Source organism: Streptomyces sp. NPDC104313 (genome assembly GCF_055583985.1).
This window is the reverse complement of the sequence record NZ_JBVJMW010000012.1, coordinates 229462-247820: the sequence shown is the minus strand read 5'-3', so window position 1 is coordinate 247820 and position 18359 is coordinate 229462. Positions and strand designations below refer to the sequence as shown.

The 18359-nt window shown below is 70.1% G+C and carries 15 protein-coding genes; 5 read left to right on the top strand and 10 right to left on the bottom strand.

Annotation, left to right across the window (positions count from 1 at the left end; translation table 11 throughout):
- Positions 1–166: 166 nt before the first annotated feature.
- Positions 167–832: a response regulator gene (locus ACZ60Q_RS26585; protein ID WP_469639533.1), complete on the bottom strand. Its 666-nt coding sequence runs from the start codon at positions 830–832 to the stop codon at positions 167–169.
- Positions 833–1402: 570 nt separating this feature from the next.
- Between ACZ60Q_RS26585 and ACZ60Q_RS26580 the strand changes: the two genes are divergently transcribed.
- Together ACZ60Q_RS26580 and ACZ60Q_RS26575 are read left to right on the top strand one after the other, a co-directional pair.
- A complete protein-coding gene (locus ACZ60Q_RS26580) occupies positions 1403–2128 on the top strand; it encodes a dienelactone hydrolase family protein (RefSeq protein WP_469639530.1) in 726 nt (241 codons plus the stop codon).
- 95 nt (positions 2129–2223) lie between these two features.
- Positions 2224–2571, top strand: a complete 348-nt coding sequence (locus ACZ60Q_RS26575) for a hypothetical protein (RefSeq protein WP_469639527.1) — start codon at positions 2224–2226, stop codon at positions 2569–2571.
- A 100-nt stretch (positions 2572–2671) separates the two neighbouring features.
- Here the strand turns inward: ACZ60Q_RS26575 and ACZ60Q_RS26570 are convergent, their stop codons facing one another.
- The 3 genes from ACZ60Q_RS26570 to ACZ60Q_RS26560 are packed head-to-tail and all read right to left on the bottom strand — an operon-like array spanning position 2672 to position 5910.
- Positions 2672–4033 carry a sensor histidine kinase gene (locus ACZ60Q_RS26570; RefSeq protein WP_469639524.1) on the bottom strand — a complete coding sequence of 454 codons (1362 nt, stop codon included), beginning with the start codon at positions 4031–4033 and terminating at the stop codon, positions 2672–2674.
- 18 nt (positions 4034–4051) lie between these two features.
- Positions 4052–4927, bottom strand: a complete 876-nt coding sequence (locus ACZ60Q_RS26565; protein WP_469639521.1) for an ABC transporter permease — start codon at positions 4925–4927, stop codon at positions 4052–4054.
- On the bottom strand, positions 4924–5910 hold the full coding sequence (locus tag ACZ60Q_RS26560) for an ABC transporter ATP-binding protein (protein ID WP_469639519.1): 987 nt from the start codon (positions 5908–5910) through the stop codon (positions 4924–4926). The genes ACZ60Q_RS26565 and ACZ60Q_RS26560 overlap by 4 nt, the downstream gene beginning before the upstream one ends.
- Positions 5911–6124: 214 nt before the next feature.
- Between ACZ60Q_RS26560 and ACZ60Q_RS26555 the strand changes: the two genes are divergently transcribed.
- The gene (locus ACZ60Q_RS26555; protein ID WP_469639516.1) at positions 6125–6685 is read left to right on the top strand and encodes a GNAT family N-acetyltransferase; all 561 of its coding nucleotides are present in this window, start codon (positions 6125–6127) and stop codon (positions 6683–6685) included.
- 26 nt (positions 6686–6711) lie between these two features.
- Here ACZ60Q_RS26555 and ACZ60Q_RS26550 read toward each other — a convergent pair whose 3' ends face one another.
- From ACZ60Q_RS26550 to ACZ60Q_RS26525, 6 genes are all read right to left on the bottom strand, one after another.
- Positions 6712–8334 carry a type IV secretory system conjugative DNA transfer family protein gene (locus ACZ60Q_RS26550; RefSeq protein WP_469639513.1) on the bottom strand — a complete coding sequence of 541 codons (1623 nt, stop codon included), beginning with the start codon at positions 8332–8334 and terminating at the stop codon, positions 6712–6714.
- Between the two features lies 1 nt (position 8335).
- Positions 8336–9754: an ATP-binding protein gene (locus tag ACZ60Q_RS26545; RefSeq protein WP_469639510.1), complete on the bottom strand. Its 1419-nt coding sequence runs from the start codon at positions 9752–9754 to the stop codon at positions 8336–8338.
- A gap of 114 nt (positions 9755–9868) precedes the next feature.
- Positions 9869–11419 (bottom strand): SCO6880 family protein, encoded by a 1551-nt coding sequence (locus ACZ60Q_RS26540; RefSeq protein WP_469639507.1) that lies wholly within the window; start codon positions 11417–11419, stop codon positions 9869–9871.
- Positions 11416–12678: a hypothetical protein gene (locus ACZ60Q_RS26535; RefSeq protein ID WP_469639504.1), complete on the bottom strand. Its 1263-nt coding sequence runs from the start codon at positions 12676–12678 to the stop codon at positions 11416–11418. Before ACZ60Q_RS26535 ends, ACZ60Q_RS26540 begins: the two co-directional genes overlap by 4 nt.
- Positions 12679–12739: 61 nt before the next feature.
- Positions 12740–13609: a DUF8175 domain-containg protein gene (locus ACZ60Q_RS26530; protein ID WP_469639501.1), complete on the bottom strand. Its 870-nt coding sequence runs from the start codon at positions 13607–13609 to the stop codon at positions 12740–12742.
- 180 nt (positions 13610–13789) lie between these two features.
- Positions 13790–14098 (bottom strand): hypothetical protein, encoded by a 309-nt coding sequence (locus ACZ60Q_RS26525; protein ID WP_003968086.1) that lies wholly within the window; start codon positions 14096–14098, stop codon positions 13790–13792.
- A gap of 1058 nt (positions 14099–15156) precedes the next feature.
- Here ACZ60Q_RS26525 and ACZ60Q_RS26520 point away from each other — a divergent pair.
- Positions 15157–17571: an alpha/beta hydrolase gene (locus ACZ60Q_RS26520; protein WP_469639499.1), complete on the top strand. Its 2415-nt coding sequence runs from the start codon at positions 15157–15159 to the stop codon at positions 17569–17571.
- Positions 17568–18149 carry a hypothetical protein gene (locus tag ACZ60Q_RS26515; RefSeq protein WP_469639496.1) on the top strand — a complete coding sequence of 194 codons (582 nt, stop codon included), beginning with the start codon at positions 17568–17570 and terminating at the stop codon, positions 18147–18149. Before ACZ60Q_RS26520 ends, ACZ60Q_RS26515 begins: the two co-directional genes overlap by 4 nt.
- Positions 18150–18359 lie beyond the last annotated feature (210 nt).

Sequence of the window (18359 nt, the reverse complement as noted above, 5' to 3'; positions counted from 1 at the left end):
GGGACCCTGTGGGAGAGTAGGACGCCGCCGAACAATTTTTCCGGGAAAGCCCCGTGCCATTGGCACGGGGCTTTTCTGCGTTTCAGTACCTTTGGTCTTGGCCGGCCTTGACCGTCTTGACCTTTCGGTTTTGTTCCTTGTTCTTCTTGTATCGCCCGACACTCGTCTACGTCGGGCTGACCAGGCGGGTGTCGTAGGCCAGGATGACTGCCTGGACGCGGTCCCTCGCGCCGGTCTTGGCGAGGATGCGGGTCACGTGCGTCTTCACGGTGGACTCGGCGAGATGGAGACGGGCGGCTATCTCCGTGTTCGACCAGCCCTGTCCGATCACGGTGAGGATCTCCCGTTCCCGTTCCGTCAGTGTGGTGAGGCGCGGGTCCGACGCCGCGGGCGTGCCCGGCACTGCCGGGAGGTGGTGCACGTAGGCGTCGAGGAGACGACGCGTCAGGGTCGGGGCGACCACCGCGTCGCCCGGGGCCACGGCGCGGAGGCTGGCGAGGAGTTCTTCGGGCAGGGCGTCCTTGACCAGGAAGCCGCTGGCGCCGGCGCGCAGGCCGTCGTAGGCGTATTCGTCGAGGTCGAACGTCGTGACGATCAGGATGCGGGCGCGGGCGCCCGAGGCGATGATGCGCCGGGTCGCCTCGATGCCGTCGAGGCCGGGCATACGGATGTCCATCAGCACGACGTCCGGGTGGTGGCGGGCGACCAGGTGGACGGCCTCGTTGCCGTTGCCGGCCTCGCCGACGACCGTCATGTCGTCCTGGCTCTCCAGCAGCATGCGGAAGCCGAAGCGCTGCATCGGCTGGTCATCGGCGATGAGCACGGTTGTCACTGGTGCGTGTCCTCCAGGGCTGTGACCGAGATACGCCTCAAAGGGGGATTCGGGTCGGGGTGATCCTGAAGCCCTGAGCTCCGGTCGCCCGTCATCCATTCGGCTGTCGATCGATCGCGAGGACCGCGTATCCGCGGTTCAGGCGGCTGATCACCGCGCATGAGCCGCATCTGTTCTTCTCTCCGATTCGCGCTGAGTTGGAGAGGGGCGGCCGATGCCACGGACTGCGAGCTGAGCATGTGCTGGTTCTGCCGTCGATGCCGAAATCGTACCGGCGTAGGGGATGATTCCCGGCGCTGGAGAACGCCCCGGAGATGGTGGTGGACTCTTCGTGATGAACCAACTGGTGACGCCCTTCACGGGAGCGGGCCTGTGCGCGCCAGAGATCCGGCCGCGAGGGGTCGGTTTCCAACACCGAGGCCTGGGGGAGTGTTTCGCAGCGCTGCCGTGGGAACGGGGTTCGTGACGGTTGGCGTGAGCCCTCGCCGTATTTCAGCGGGATACCCGCGCTGTTCTGCCGGCGGCAGAGCACCGGCCGGACCGGCTCGACGATCACTACAGTCCCATCTCATGACGACGATGACGACGCGCACAGTCGAGTATCCGGCCGACGGTCTGACGATGATCGGGCACCTCGCGCTCCCTGCCGGTGCCGACCGCCGGCCCGCGGTGCTGCTCGGCCCGGAGGGCATGGGGCTCAGCGACGTCGAGCGCCGCCGGGCCGACGCTCTCGCCGAACTGGGATATGTAGCGCTGGCCTTCGACCTTCACGGCGGGCGTTATTTGGGCGACCCGGAGGAGATGCTGGCCCGTTGCCTGCCGCTGCTCGCTGATCCCGACCGGATGCGGGGCATCGGCCATGCGGCGCTCGACGTGTTGCGTACCGAACCGCGGACCGACCCCGACCGGATCGCCGCCGTCGGCTACGGGACCGGGGGCGCCGTCGGGCTGGAACTCGGGCGCGGCGGCGTCAGCCTGCGGGCGATCGGGACAGTCAACGCGACTACCACGGGCCGACCGGGCGAGTCAGCACGCATTCGCTGCCCGGTGTGGGCCGGGGTCGGGTCGGAAGACCCGATCATGCCGCCCGCGCAACGGGACGCGTTCACCGCTGAGATGCAGGCCGCGGGCGTCGACTGGCGCCTCACGGTCTACGGCGGCGCCTTGCACGCCTTCCACCACCCGCCGGTCGACCACCCCGTGCTCCCCGGCGTCGGCTACCACCCACGGCACGCGCGGCGAGCCTGGCGCGACGTCGTCGCCCTGCTCGCCGAGTGCCTGCCCATCACGGAGTGATCTGGGGCATGACCCAGGTGAGCATGCCGGCGCCGGGCACTGACAGTCCCCTCCCCTCAAGTCCGCACAGGGGAACCGCACTCGGGCGGAGGCGTATGTCGATCGAACTGGCGGCCGAACTCGGGAGTGGGGGCGTGCTGCGTGTGCCGCGCGCCCGGATGGTGCCCCTGTCCGCCTCGCCCGCGTCGTACACCGCGCTGGTTGGGCGGTACCTCACCCGTGCGGGCATCGGGAAGTCATCCGCACGGATCTGCCGGAACTCGCCAACGACATGGGGGTGGATGCTCGTCGGCGAACCCGCGCCGACCGGACCCGCCCGCCGGGGCGTAGAGCCGCCCGTCTTCCCCGTCGCCGCGATCGACCATCCGGCACTGCCGGAGGTCTTGGCCGAGCCGGCGGCGGCGCGGGCGGGCGGCGGGCGGAATGGACGCCGACACCGTTGACCGGGAGCTGTCCATCGCGCGCAGGGCGATCGGTTGGTGGCAGCGCCAGGGCTGGGTCGAAGACGATCCCACGATCGGCACCGCCCAGCTGCTGTCTCGCTCACACCCCCTCCAGGGGAAGGCGGAGGTGTACCCGCCATCCGGTGTGTTCCGGCAGCGGTCCCGCTTCGAGGGTGCCGTCGTACAGTGCGGCGCGTTCCCGCATGCCCATGATGCCCTGGGCCGGCAGCGGTGTTTCCTCGGTGCCCGGGGCCGGGCCGGTTCCGGCACCGGTGTCGGTGATGCGGGCGTCCAGGTGCGTGGGCGTGTACGTGAGGGTGACCGTCGCGGACAGAGGCTCCAGGCGCGGCTCTTGCGGGGGTTGCCGGTCCATGGCGGGTGGGGCGGCGTGCTTGAGGGTATTGGTCAGGGCTTCCTGAATCACCCGGTACACGGTGAGCTGGCGGCCCGCGGTGAGTGACTGGGTGCGGGGTTCGCCGTGGAGTTCCAGGTGGACGGGCAGTCCCGCCCGGCGTACGCGTTCGATGAGGGGGGCCAGTTCGTCGAGTGTCGGCTGCGGGGTGCGTTCGGCCTCGGGGCGGTCGTCGCGCAGGACGCCCAGCAGTCGGCGCAGCTCGGACAGGGCCTGCCTGCTGGTGGCGCCGATGGCTTCCAGTGCTTGGCCCGCACGCTCCGGGTTCTTCCGGGCCGCGTACGCGCCGCCGTCCGCCAGGCCCGTGATGACGGACAGGTTGTGGCCGATGATGTCGTGCATCTCCCGTGCGATGCGCGTGCGTTCGGCGGCGGCGGCGAGCCGGGCCTGCTGGTCGCGTCCGTGTTCCAGCCGGTGGGCGCGCTCGACCAGGGCCTCGGTGTACTCGCGGCGCGTCCGTACCGCGATGCCCAGCAGGACGACGAAGACCAGGCCCCAGACGTACGAGACCACTTCCTGGCCCCAGGTGGAGGGGATACGGATGCCGATGGCCAGGACCGGGGCGACGAACAGCGCAGCCGCGGCCCCGACCGTGCGGAAGGAGGAGCGCAGGACGATCTGGAACACCGGGATCAGCTGGAGGAGTGCGGCCTGGACCACGGCGCCCGTCCAGATGTTCACCAGGGACACCGGTGCCATCAGCAGCAGCAGGGCCATGGGGTGCGTGCGGCGCCGGAGCAGCGGTAGCGAGAAGCAGATGCTCATCAGGAGCACCAGCGGTTCGGGTGCCGTCACGTCGTCGCGTGCGACGGTCCGCCAGCCGCCGGAGGTGTAGTCGAGCACCGCCGCCACGGTCCAGAACGCGGTCACCGCCGCGTCCCAGACCAGTGGCCGACGCCGGTCGAAGGCACGGAGGCGGTCCAGGGCACCGCGGATGATCCGGGTGAGGGGGGCCGTGCCGGTGGTGCCGGTGGGGTCGGTGGGTGGGGGCGATGCCGGGGCGGCGTCGGGCGCCGGGGGTGTGCCGGCGGCTTGGGGGTGGTCCGTCACCTGGTCGCTCCTGGCGGGTCAGACGTCGCGGCGGTTGAGCGCCAGCGCCGCCGCGGCCAGCGTCGTGCCCGCCCACAGGGACAGGGCGAGCAGGGCGGGGCCGGGAGAGACGGTGCCAGGGATGGGGGTGGCGGAGCCCAGGGCACCGGCGGCCTGGGTGGGAAAGTACATGATGGCGCGCTCTACGGCGTCGTACGGGAGCATCCCGAGGATCTCCGGCAGGATCATGACCCCGCCGATGAACGCGCCGATCGCGCCGGGCACCGAGCGCAGCAGTGCGCCGAGGCCGAGAGCGACCAGGCCCAGCAAGGTGAGAGCTCCGGCGTTCCCCGCCAGGGCGCGCAGGATGCCCGGGTCGGTGAGCGAGGCGGCCTGGTCGGTGTCGTGGAGGAAGGCCTGGGCCGCCGCGACCGTGGCCAGGGCCGTCGCGAACATGACGGTGAAGACGGTGACGGCGAACACCGCGGCCTTGGCCCACAGGACGGGGTGCCGGGCGGGTACGGCGGTGAGCGAGGAGCGGATCATGCCGGTCGCGTACTCGCCTGCGGTCATCAGGATGCCCAGGACGACCAGGCACAACTGTCCGAGCATGCTGCCGTACAGGGTCAGGACGACGGTGTCGACGTCGGAGTCCCCGCCGCCGGAGGTGTAGGTCCCGCCCATGATCAGGCCGACGCCCAGGACCATGACGACCGCGGAGATGACGGTGATCCAGGTGGAGTGCGGGGAGCGGAGCTTGTGCCATTCCGAGCGCAGGATCCGGATCGGGGTGATGCGGTACTGCGGTGACGATGATGGCGATGGCGATGGCGGTGGCGATGGCGATGGCGATGGCGGTTGCGGTGACGGTGTGATCCGGCCTGGGGATTGAGGGGTGGGGTGGGCTGTGGTCATGCTGCTGCTCCGGTGCGAGGGGAGGAGTCGAGGGAGGGGGTGGGAGTGGACGGTGTCCGCTGCTGCGGCCGGTGGTCCACCGATTCCTGGGTGAGGTCCATGAACGCCTGCTCCAGCGACACGGTCAGCGGCGTGAGTTCGTGCAGTGTGATCGCGTGGGCGGCGGCCACGCCACCGATGTGCGCGGCGTCCACACCTCGGATCCGGAGTTCGTGGGCCGGGGCGTCGGTGGTGGGGGCGCGGGTGGCGGTGATGGTCACGCCCGGGTCCCTCAGGTGTGCGGCCAGTTCGTCCGGTCGCGGAGTGATGACCTTGACGGACGTCCCGCCCGCCGAGCGGATCAGCTCGGTGACCGTGGTGTCGGCGAGGAGCCTGCCGCGGCCGATGACGATCAGATGGTCGGCGGTGAGGGCCATCTCGCTCATCAGGTGGGAGGAGACGAGGACCGTACGGCCTTCGGCGGCGAGGGAGGTGAGGAGGGTGCGGATCCACAGGACGCCTTCGGGGTCCAGCCCGTTGACCGGTTCGTCCAGGATGACCGTGGCGGGGTCGCCGAGGAGTGCGGCGGCGATGCCGAGCCGCTGGCCCATGCCGAGGGAGAAACCCCTGACCCTCCCGTGGGCGGCGTCGGTGAGTCCGGCGAGGTCGATGACCTCCTCGACGCGGCGGCGCGGGATGCCATGGGTGTGGGCGAGAGCCATCAGGTGGTTGAGGGCGGACCGGCCGGGGTGGACGGACCGGGCCTCCAGCAGGGCGCCGACCTGGGTGAGGGGTGCGGGGTGGGTGGCGTAGGAGCACCCGTTGACGGTGGAGCGGCCGTGCGTCGGGGCGTCGAGGCCGAGGAGCATGCGCATCGTCGTGGATTTCCCGGCGCCGTTGGGGCCGAGGAAGCCGGTGACCGTGCCGGGGTGGACGGTGAAGTCGAGATCCTGGACGACGGTTCTGTCGCCGTACCGTTTGGTGAGTCCGTGTGCCTTGATCATGCGGTCGACGCTACGGAGCCGACGGGGCACGGTCGTCCGACCGGGGCTGGACGTGGGCCTGGGGCGTAGTACCGGGGTACGACGGGTGCGGGTGCGGTGCGGTCGCTTTGTGGGTGGTGGTGGCGGTGGCCTTGGTGGCGGAGGTGGCCTTGGTGGTGGCGCCCGGTGGGATTAGTCGGTTGAACGTGGGACGGGCGCGGGTGAGGATCGGGGCATGGATTATGTGATGCGTGCGGTGCGGGCCGAGGAATGGCCGCAGGTCAGGCAGTTGCGGCTGGATGCTCTGAAGGACCCGGTGGCCCCGGTGGCGTTTCTGGAGTCGTACGAGGAGGCCGTGGCGAAGCCGGACGCCTTCTGGGTGGAGTGGGCCGCCGCCGCGGCCGAGGGCGGGGGCGATCGTGTCCGGCAGTTCGTCGCGGAGTCACCCGAGGGGATGTGGGTGGGGTCGGTCACCGTGCTCGTCGAGAGCCCGGAGGACGATGTGCGCTTCGGGGAGGCGCCCGCAGTGGAACAGGCGCACCTGGTCGGCGTGTTCGTCCGTCCCGAGGTGCGGGGGACCGGGGTGACGGACGCGCTGTTCCGGGAGGCCGTCGCGTGGGTGTGGTCGCGGTCCTCTCCCAGGCTGGAGCGGGTGCGCCTCTATGTACACGAGAAGAACCCGCGGGCCGCCGCGTTCTACCGGCGGTTCGGATTCGTCCCCTCCGGGCAGCGGATTCCGGCTCCGGGCGGTCGGGGCGAGCTGGAGCTGGAGTACGTCCTCGGGCGCGAGGGGTAGCGGCGGCAGCTTCGGGGGGCTTTTGTCTAGCCGGCGCCAGGGGCGGGTGCGTGCAGGCGTTCCTGCCAGCGGGCCCTTCCCTGTTCCCGGGAGCGGAGCAGCACGAGGGCAGGCATGCCCCGTTTCTGTCCTGTCGTCAGCAGTTCCGGGAGTTGGGGCAGGGGTGCCACGGCCGCGACGTCGTCGAGGATGAGCGTCATTGGTGGGTCGAGCCGACCGTCGGATGACCGTGCGGCCATGCGGCGGCCGTGCTCGACCACGTCTGCGGCCAACGCGGTGAGGAGGGGCATCGCGCCGGGGCGGGAGCGGGGATCCTCGATGGATTCGCCCACCAGATAGAGCGTTCCCCCTTCGTCCGCAAAAGAATCCAGTGCGAGAGAATCCGCTCGATTCGCCGTGCAGGCCTCCCGGATGTGCACCGTGGACAGTGCGGCGAACGCCCGTACCGTCAGTTCCTGTGCCACTTCGCGGCGTTCGGGATAGGCGGTGAGGGCGGACTCCAGCAGCCCGGCGAGTCCGGACGCGGCCTTGGGGTGCGTACGGAGGAGGCGTACCGGTTCGTGGGCGCCGGACCCGGAGGCCCAGCGAAGGACCTGGCGGAAGGGGCGGCCGTCCACCGCGGCGGCGTGCAGCCAGCACTGGAGGAGTGTCTGCGCCGTGTCGGCCACCGCCGCGTCGATCCGGGCCCCCGGGCGTACCGGGGCGAGCAGGGCGGCGGCGCGTGCGGCGGCGACCTCGGGGAGCTCGCAGCCCGCGGTGGGCGACCAGTGGAGGCGGGCCGGGGTGTCGCAGAGGTGGCCCGGGTCGTAGACGAGGACCGGGCCGAGCTTGGCGCGGGCGTCTTTCGTCTCGGCCCAGACGGTGGGGTCCGAGGTGACGACGAGGGCAGGACCTTCGGCGTCGTGGACGGCCCGGACGACGGTGGGGCGCCGGGCGGGGGCGGGGGCGTAGACGAGGAGAGGGGTGCGGGGGGAAGGGAGGGGGAGGGGGAGGAGAGGGGGGTCGGAGGGAGGGAATCCGGGGGTCTCCTCGGATGTCCTGGGGGCCTCGGGGGGAGCGGGCGTCTCCGCGGCCGCGGCCGTGGGTGTGCTTGCGGCTGTGGTGGGGCGGGGTTTCGTCAGTGCTGGTGCTGGTGCTGGTGCTGGTGCTGGTGCTGGTGCTGGTGCTTGGGGCTGGGCCGGGGTCGGCAGTGTTGGGGGCGGGCTCTCTGCGGGGGCCTGCTTCTCGTGCGCTCCGAAGGCTCGTTCCTCGCGGCGTCGTTCCCGTACGGCACGACCACGGGCCACGACTCCGAGCGCGAACACCGCGAGGACCACCAGCACCATCAGTTCGCCGATGAACAGGCCCCAGAACAGGCCGTACCCGGAGAGCTGGGCCGGGGGTGTCCCCGGCCAGGCCGCGGCGAGGTCCTGGGGGGAGGTGGCCAGTTCGCGCAGGGCGAGCGGGGACCGGGTGAACGTCACGCCATGTGGCCAGGCCCCGTGGGCGAAGAGCCCGGCGAGGCCGGTGGCCGTCCAGGCGACCAGGGTGGCGGCGAAGAGGAGCCCCAGGAGGCCGATCAGCATGCCGTCGGGGACGCCGCCGCCCTGGGGCCGGTCGTGTCCGTCGTGATGGGCCGGGCCCCGGCCCCGCGATGCCTGGCGTGCCATGTCATGCCACCGTTGACTCTGACGACTCGTTCATCCGTTGCTGGTGCTCGATCCGGGCCGCCCGTTGTTCCGCCTCCAGCTCGGCGGCGCGGATGTCCTCGGGAAGCAGGTCGTCCGTCGATCCCTCGGTCATGGCGCGGTCGGTGAAGACCAGGGGGCGTTCGGCTTCGGTGATCAGGTGTTTGACGACCTGGACGTTGCCGTTGACGTCCCAGACGGCGATGCCGGGGGTGAGGGTCGGGATGATCTCGACGGCCCAGCGTGGCAGGCCGATGACCCGGCCGGTCGCTCTGGCCTCGTCCGATTTCTGGGCGTAGATCGTGCGGGTGGAGGCCATCTTGAGGATGGCCGCCGCTTCCTTCGCCGCGGCTCCGTCCACCACGTCGCTGAGGTGGTGGACGACGGCGACGAAGGAGAGGCCGAGCCGGCGCCCGAACTTCAGGAGGCGCTGGAAGAGCTGGGCGACAAAGGGTGAGTTGATGATGTGCCACGCCTCCTCGACCAGGAAGATGCGCTTCTTGCGGTCGGGCCTGATCCAGGTGTGCTCCAGCCAGACGCCGACGATCGCCATCAGGATCGGCATCGCGATCGAGTTGCGGTCGATGTGCGAGAGGTCGAAGACGATGAGGGGCGCGTCGAGGTCGATGCCGAAGGTCGTGGGGCCGTCGAACATGCCCCGCAGGTCACCGTCGACCAGGCGGTCCAGGACGAGGGCGACGTCCAGGCCCCAGGCCCGTACATCGTCTATGTCGACGTTCATCGCCTCGGCGGACTCGGGCTCCGGGTGGCGCAGCTGCTCCACGATGTCCATCAGGACCGGCTGACGGTCGGTGATGGTCGCGGTGACGTAGGCGTGGGCCACCTTCAGGGCGAAGCCGGAACGCTCGTCGAGCCCGTGGCCCATCGCGACTTCGATGATCGTACGGAGCAGGGCGAGCTGACCGGTGGTGGTGATGGAGGGGTCGAGGGGGTTGAGCCGGATGCCGCCGTTGAGTGCTGCGGTGGGGTCCAGCCGGATGGGGGTTATGCCCAGCTCCTGGGCGATGAGGTTCCATTCGCCGACGCCGTCCTCGCCCTGGGCGTCGAGGACGACGACCTGGCGGTCACGGAAGCGGAGCTGGCGCAGGACGTAGGTCTTCTCCAGCGCCGACTTGCCGTTGCCGGACTCGCCGAGGACGAGCCAGTGGGGGGCGGGGAGTTGTTGCCCGTAGAGCTGGAAGGGGTCGTAGATGTAGCCCTTGCCGCTGTAGACCTCGCGGCCGATGATCACGCCGGAGTCGCCGAGGCCCGGGGCGGCGGTGGGGAGGTAGACGGCCTGGGCCTGGCCCGTCGACGTACGGACGGGGAGGCGGGTCGTCTCCACCTTGCCGAAGAGGAAGGAGGTGAAGGCATCCGACAATGCGGACAGGGGGTCTCGCATGGTGGGGGTGCCCTCTCTTGTTTGCGGTTGCTGCGACCGCTGCGGTTCTTCCTGCGGGTGGTGGAGCGGTGATCGACCGGGTGCTGGAGCGGCGATCGATACGGCGTCAGGCCGTCAGCGGCGGATGCCGGTGGCGAACGGGAGCGTGTTCACGAAGGCCCGGTGGTGCTCGCGGTCGCACCACTCCAGCTTGAGATACGACTTGCCGGCCGAGGCGCGGATCGTGCGCTTGTCGCGGGCGAGGGCTTCGGGTGAGCGGGACGACACCGTGATGTACCCCACCAGGTTCACTCCGGCCGCGCCGCTGGCGAGATCTTCACCCCGCTGGTCGAGCCGGCCGTGGGCGGCGATGTCGCGGGGGTCGACGGTGCGGTTCATCTTGGCCTGGCGGCTGGCCTCGGCGTCGTCGTTGGTCTTCTCGGTCAGCATGCGTTCGATGGCGACCTCGGTGGGTTCGAGGTCCATGCAGACGGCGACGGTGCGGATGACGTCGGGCGTGTGGACGAGAAGAGGGGCGAGGAAGTTGACGCCGACGGGAGTCATCGGCCATTCCTTCACCCAGGCCGTGGCGTGGCACCAGGGGGCGCGGGTGGTGGACTCGCGGGTCTTGGCCTGGAGGAACGTCGGCTCGACCGCGTCCAGTTCGGCGGGCCAGGCGTTGCGCTTGGTCATGGCCTGGATGTGGTCGATGGGGTGGTCCGGGTCGTACATGGAGTGCACGAGGGAGGCCAGGCGGCTCTGGCCGAGCGGCTGGCGTACCCGGATGTCGGCCTCGGCGAGGCGGGCACAGATGTCGGTGAGCTCGCGGGCCATGACGACGGCGAGGCCGGCGTCGCGGTCGAGCTTGCGGCCGCCGTGCGGGCGGGCGGCGCGGGCCATGGCATGGGCCTCGGCGGCCAGCTCGCGGCTGTAGTGCATGCAGGCGACGAGGTAGGCGCGGTGCTGCTCGCTGGAGGTGGAGACCATGGACTGGAGCTGGTCGTAGGACTCCTGGAGCCAGCCCGGGGAAGCCTTGTCGCCGCGTTGGGCGACGTCCTTGGCGTGGGCGTCGGGGTCGGCGGGGAGGGTACGGGCGAGCATCTGGATTCGGGTGACGAAGCCGTCGCCGTTGGCCACATGCTTGAGGAGGGTGCCGAAGCGGTCGACGAGAGCTTCTTGGTCCTCGCTGTCGCGGAGGCCGACGCCGGGGCCCTCGATCTCGATGGCGGCGGTGACGGTGCGGCGGTCGGCGTGGAGGAGAACGGCGATCTCGTCGGGTCCGAAGGGGGCGGCGAGCCAGCTGATCCGGCCGATGCCGGGGGGCGGGCCGATCTCGACCTCAAGGCCGTCGGAGCTGACGCCCGCTTCCACAGCGGTGGAGCGGTAGGCGGTGCCGCGGCGCAGGGAGCGCTTGAAGCTGCGGTTGATCTCGAACCACTTGTAGAAGGTCCGTCCCTTGTACGGGACGTACACGATGGTGAGGGCCAGCATCGGGAAGCCCACGAGGCAGACGATGCGGAGGGAGAGGACCGGGACGAGGAGTCCGCTCATCATGCCGAGGAACGCCCCGACGATGATGAGGGCGATCTCGCCGGTCTCGCGGTTCTTGCCGACGATCGCGTTCGGCCGGGCGCGGCCGATGAGATACGTGCGGCGGGGCGTCATCGTGTGGGTCTGGGTCGTCAACGCCCTCCACCTCCTGTGTTCGAGTTACCTGTGGTGCCGAAGCCGCCTCCGCCTCGGGGGGAGCGGCTGCTGTGGGGGGTCCCGGAGGTGGGCGCGGACCCGCTGCGGGGCGAGGGCGCGGAGCCGCCGCCGGTCCCGCCGCCGGAGCTGCGGGAGCTGTGGGCGGCGACGCCGCCACTGACCGGGTTGGCGGGGCGGGCGCCTCCGCCGCTGTTCTGGTCGTTTCGGCCGCTGTGGGTCTTGATGCCCTGGGAGACGAGGGCGGCCGGGGAGCTGATCAGGGCGGCGGCCTGGGCGCCGTCGGTGGCCTGCTTGCGGTTGGTGCGGGCGCCCTGGATCTCGTCGCCGAAGCCGGGGACGAAGCGGTAGATCATGGCGGAGGCGAAGATGGCCAGCAGGATGATGGAGAGGCCGGAGACGACGGCGGAGAAGGCGTCGGGGCCGTCGTCCGCGGAGAGTGCTCCGGCGAGGCCGAGGACGATGACGATGACCGGCTTGACCATGATCACCGCGATCATGATGCCGGCCCAGCGGCGGACGTGGCCCCACATGTTCTTGTCTACGAGGCCGGCGTAGACGACGATCCCGAGGAGCGCGCCGACGTAGAGCAGGGCGGCGCGGATGACGAGCTCCAGCCACAGGACGCCGGCGGCGAGGATCGAGACGAGCGAGACGACGATCAGCATGATCGGTCCGCCGCCGATGTCTTCGCCCTTCTTGAGGGCTTCGGCGAACGAGCCGAAGAAGACGTCGGTCTGGCCGCCGGTGGCGGAGGAGATGACCTCGGTGACTCCGTCGGTGGCGGAGACGATCGTGTAGAGGATCAGCGGGGTGAAGGCCGAGGCGAGGACGGTGAGCCAGAGGAAGCCGACGGCCTCGGAGATCGCGGTGGTGAGGGGGACGCCGCGGATGGCCCGCTTGGCTACGGCGAGGAGCCAGAGGACGAGGGTGAGGATGGTGGAGGCCGCGAAGATGACGGCGTACTGCTGGAGGAACTTGGGGTTGGTGAAGTCGACGTCGGCCGTGGACTCGACGGCCTCGCTGAGCTTTCCGACGATCCAGGAGGCGGCGTCGGCGCAGCCTCGGGCGAGGGAGGAGAGGGGGTCGAGGGCGTCGGTGGAGGGGACGTCCTGGGTACGTGAACCGGCTCCTTCGCCGCCTTCGCAGTAGTCCTTGGCGGGGCCGACAATCAGGTCGCACCTATCCTGGTCGGACGGTGTCGGCGTCGGCGTGGGAGCAGCAGCGGCATGACTTGCCATGGCAACCATGGCCGCCTGTGCTCCCGTGAGCAGGACAGCAGCGGTGACTGCCCGCCGGGCTTTAGCGAGCATAGGTGAACCCCCCGAACTCCTTTACTGCCTTGGCCATTTCATCAGCGCTCGAAGCAGTGCGATCCATGTTCACAGGAGCAGGGCCGTCCTTCTGGATGAAGCTTTCGGCCTTCCAGTCGTCCTCGACCCAGCGAAGCTTCAGTGACATCGTGAACCAGTCGCTGCTTACCGGGTTGGTCGAGCTGACACCGGCCGTGCCGAACACTCCGGTGCACCAGACCTCGACGGTGGCGGTTGACTCCGTGTAGTCGGTGACTTTGGTTCCGACCGGTGCTGTCCTCGAAATGTATGTCAGTCCGTCAGGGGCATAGCCCCTTTCATCCAGGCCTACTTTGTCGAGAAAGTCCTTGCTATACGCCTGGTCGAACTTCTCCCCAAGCTCGTTCGCCCTATCTGCAGTGAAGATGCGGCCAACGATCTCTGGTCGTCTCTCAGGCTTAAGGATCTCTGCGGAAACCAACGCCACGGAGTAGTTCGCCGCAGCGCTCTGCGCCCCCTGTTCGTCGTGGGCGAAGCCGGAGGCGATCGTGCCGTTCTTGCCCTGGACGGGCTTGGTGCCGGTGGCCGCGGTGGGGGCGCTTCCTGTGGCTCCGGGCTTCTTGGCGCCAGGTGCGGCGTCCTCGTCGCTGCCACCGCCGCGATTGGCGAAGGCGATGGCGGCGATGAGGAGGACCACGACGCCGGTGATGGTCACGAGAGAACGGGAGTTGCGGACCGGGCGGCGGGCGTGAGGGAGTCCCGAGTCGCCGTCGGGTAGACGGGTTCGGGTCTGACGGGTGCCGCCGAGGGTGCTGTACGGGTCGTCCGGCCGGCCCCCCTGGTCGTTGCCGCGGTAGTCGTGCTCGTCACCGGGACTCATGCCGCGTTCGCTCCCTCGGTCGTGTGCGGGTCCGCGCAGGACGACGGTAGCTGTGCTGGTTGCCGCTTGAGCGCGGTGTGGTGACTCGACATCAGGGAAACGCAACCTCAGCCGGTGGGCGCGACGGGCGGATGGTGGGGAGCGGGCCGGGGCGATCCGGAGGAAGCGGCCGACGGTGGGTCAGACGGCCATTCCGTACACGATGGTGAACAGGGTCCCCAGAGAGCCGATGATGAAGACCCCTGTCAGTCCTGCCACGATCAGGCCTTTGCCCTGCTCCGCGCTGAACGTGTCGCGGAGTGCCGTCGCTCCGATACGCTGCTTCGCCGCGCCCCAGATCGCGATGCCGAGGCAGAGCAGAATGGCGATGGCCATCACCACCTCGATCATGATGCGCGCCTCGTTGCCCAGCGTCCCGAACGGCCCCCAGTCCGGAGCGATTCCGCCGATGATGGTGGTGATGTCGCCCTTCTCTGCTGCCAGGATCATGTAAGTCACCGCCCCTGTTGGGTAGTTCGCTGCCCGTGCCGTCCGGCACGAGTCGCCTTCTATCTTCGCTGATGAAACCGCGCTCGCACGACGTCTTCCCGGGTCTCTTTACCCGGATCTCGCACGTTTGACCGGGGCGCCCGCCCTGACTGTGACTCGCCGGGGTTCTTCAGGCATACGTCTGGTTACTCTGTGTATCACGGGCTGTGACCAGGAGCAACGACGGTGGCCCTGGGTTCCTGACGTGGTTGCAGCGTTCGCGGGGCACGGCGTGTTCGTATGCGCCGTTCGAGAGCCGCCGGTGCGCCGGTCGGCCTCCTGTTCGATGCTTCTTCAGGGGTGGGTGGGGAACCGTGCGCTGGGAGCGAGCGGAGCCCGGAGGGTGGGGGGTGCAGGGCCGACGGGTCCGCGGTCGGCGGGGCTCGTCCGTGCAGCTGTGCGGCTGTGCAGCTGTGCGGCTGTGCGGCTAGTTGTGCGCCGGCGAGGATGCTTGCGCTCGGCTCCGCCTTCGTTCGGGTGGACCGCGCGGCTCCGCGGGAGGTGGCGGCCTCGCTCTGCCCGCCCAGGATTCACGGGAGCGGGTGCGTACGGAGCCGGGGCTCGGCGGATTGGCGTACGGCATGTCGCGTACCGCGCGTTTGGCGCAGTGCCGCTCCATGACCAAGAGGAACGGGGTGAGCGGTGTGGGTGGAGTAACCATGGCCGTCGACTCCACCAGCCGTGCCACCGCGTTCCTCGATCCGGAAGCGCGGCTCGTCCCCCCGCCCCGACATCCACTCCGACTTCTGGTCGGCAGTCGCCCCCGTGGAGGCGACAAGAAGGTCGTGATCGGGGCATGTCGGCTCAACTGGGCTGGTGCGTACGGGCTTTGAGCCCTGTATTGGGCCCTGGGGCCCATGTCGTGTCCCCTGCCCGTGTGGTCGCATACGCGGAGTGACTGATCTGTCGCCCGTTCCGCCCACTCACGAGGTAGGGGACTGCTCTTGTCCGGCATACGAAGAAGCGCGGTTCCTCTTGGCGTCGATGTAAGCGCTGCCGTAGTGGGTTCGGGGCGGGTGATGCCCCGGCCGTTGCAGGCGGTGCTGATCCTGCTTCACGTTCTCTTCGTGGCCACCCTGGTGGGTGCGGTCAGGGCCCTGTCGACGGCGTCCTCGGTGGACGCCGTCGACGGGTACCTCCTCGGGCTGTTGCTCTACGCCTCGTTACCCGGCATCGCTGCCTTCGTGCTGGCGCTGTACGTCCGTAAGGGCGGCGTCCGGGTCTGGTACGGGCTCCTCGCCGTTCAGGCGTGGATAGTCCTCGGCTCCCTCGCGGAGTTGAGCGGCGGGACCGGGGCGGGGGATGTCGCCCGGCTGGTGATTCCGGCGGCCGTCATCGTGCTGCTGTGCCGGCCGGGAAGTCGTCGATGGTTCCGGAGCGGTCTGGAGCAGCGGGCCGAGCAGCGGCTGTTCAGTTTCGCCCGGATGATGAGGTTGCGCCGCGACGGTGGGCAGACCGCGCTGGAGTATCTGGGCCTCGTCCTCGTGGTCGTCGCGCTCGTCGGCGGGCTGATGGCCACCGGAACCGGCAGGCAGCTCACCGCAGAGATCCGCAGCGCGATCTGCGAGCTTACCGGGGGCTCGTGCCCGGCGCCGGGGCATGACGTCGTAGCCGGTGGCGGAAGCGCCGAAGGCAACGGCAGCGGCAACGGCAACGACGACGACAACGGCAGCGGCAGCGGTGACGGCAGCGGTTACGAGGGTGCTCCGGGCGCTGGTACGGACGGCGGTGCTGGTGCCGCTGGCGGCGGTGACGAGTCCAGCCTCACCGGCGGTGCCGGCAGCACCAGTACCACCGGCGGCACCGGAGGGGCCGCGACCACCGGCAGCACCGGCAGCACCGGCAGCACCGTCGGAGACAGCGGCAGTACCGCCGGGAGCGGCAGTAGCGGCTCCGGTGACACCTCAGGCCCCCAGGGCAACGCCTCGTCCCCCCAAGGCGGCGACCAAGGCGGCGACGCCTTCCCCCCGAGCGATGTCATGGTGCCGGTCGACGCGGGTAGACCCGCGGGCCCCAACGGCGGCGGGTTCCTCGACGGGTTCCTCGGGGACGGGCTGGGCGGCGACGTCCAAGGGGTCGTCGACGCGGTCCTGCGGCCGGGCGAGAGCGGTCGGCGCATCGTCGACCAGTGGGCGCGCGACACCCGGGGCGCGGGTGAGAAGTGGGAGCGGGGCGACTACGTCGGCGCCGCCTGGGACTGGAACAAGGCGGTCGGCGGCGCCGGCGCCGGGCTGGAGATACCCGGCTCCGGGGCGCGGGTCGATGCCGAGGTGCGGGACGCCGAGCGCGCGCACCTGAGCGGGCGGATCCCGCACAACGCCACGCCCGCCGGGAACAAGGCCTGGTGGGACGGGCTGTCGCCGGAGGAACGCGATCGGTACATCGAGCTGGTCCCGGAGCGGATCGGCAGTCTCGACGGCATCCCGGTCCTCGCGCGCGACGCCGCCAACCGCAGGAATCTTCCCGCGCTGATCGACAAGCTGGAGGGGGTCGACACCGACAAGGCCCGTGACCAGCTGGCCGGGCTGCGGGAGATCGAGCGGCAGCTCAAGGAGGACAGCAAGCCGCCCATGTATCTCATCGGGATCGGTGACGAGGGCAACGGGCGGGCCATCGTCTCGTTCGGCAATCCGGATGCCTCCCAGCATGTGTCGGCGTACGTACCGGGGCTCAACACCTCGCTCGACGAGGAGTTCGCCAAGAACGACCTCGGGCGGGCCCGGGACACCGCGATCGGGGCGCAGGGGTACGACGACTCCACGGCGTCCATCGTCTGGCTCGGGTACGACGCGCCGCAGCTGCCGGACAAGGACGGGGCGGCGGGCTACTTCGCCGTCATGGGAACGGGGCGCGCCGAGAAGGGTGGGGCGGCCTACCGCGACTTCATGGGCGGGATCTCCGTGACCAACCAGAACAAGGACCCGCACATGACGGCCATCGGGCACTCCTACGGATCCCGGACCGTGGGCGCCGCGGCGGCCCGGCCCGGCGGGATTCCCGGGGTCGACGACATCATCCTGGTCGGCAGTCCGGGGGTCGGCGTCGACCACGCCGTGGACCTCGGTGTCGGCAGCGAGCACGTCTTCGTGGGGGCCGCCGCCAATGACCCGGTGACCAAGCTGCCCTCGAAGACCCAGGTGGTGGTGGGCGGCATCGGGCTGGCCCTGGGCGGTCCCGGCGGGGGCTACCTGGCCGGCGATCTCGCCGATCCGGGTGACGACGACCTGTGGTTCGGGAAGGATCCGGCGAGCAAGGCGTTCGGGGCGCGGCGCTTCCCGGTGGCCGACGGTCCCCCGCTCGTCAGCGGGAGCGGTGTCAGTCTGGACTCGCACTCGAACTACTTCAGCCCGGAACGCGACGCCGTGTCCGCGGACAGCATCGCCCTGATCGTGTCGGGCAACGCCGGCCGGCTCAAGATGGAGGAACCGAAGTGAGTCGAGCGAAGCAGGCCCTGCCCCTCGTCGCGGTGGTCCTGGCCCTGGGGGTCGCGCTGTCCGGATGCGGGAGTGAGAGCGTGCGGGACGGCGGCGTGACGGAGAGCGGAACGGAGCGCGGGATGGACATGCAGGAGGCTGCCGAGCGGTCCGACGCGATGCTGGACGCGGTCCTGAAGGGCATCGACCCCGATGTGCGGTGGGCGCACGGGCCGACCACCACCCGGGCCTGCGGTGTGACCCGCCGGCGGGCCGTCATGACCGTCGTCTCCCCCGAACTCCGTCAGACGTTCCTGGACCGTGCGGAGACGTTCTGGCGGAAGAACGACTACCGGATCAAGGCGGTCAACAAGGACGAGAAGTTCCCGGCGGTGTACGCGGTCACGAAGAGCGGATTCGGTGTCAGCGTCTCCTTCCGGGGGAAGGGACAAGCCTTCCTGGAGGCCGACAGCCCGTGCGTGAAGGAGTCCGAGGTGGCCGCTTCCACCGCCGAGCCGAACGGTCCGGCGTACAAGGACGTCTATCCGCTGCCCCGTCCCAACGTCCGTTCCGACTTCTGGTCGGGGACGGGCGGCTGAGGTCTCGTCAGTCCTGGTGACCAGGTGACCTGGTGACCTGGTGACCTGGTGGCGCGGTGGCCCGGTGCTCTCTCATCCTGTCGTCCTGTCGTCCTGTCGTCCTGTCGTCCTGTCGTTCTTCAGTCCTGTGAGTGGTGAGCCGTCGGCGCCCCCGTGTGCTTCGGGTGCGCCGGTGGTGTGCCGCGGATGACTCGCACACACCGTCGAAAA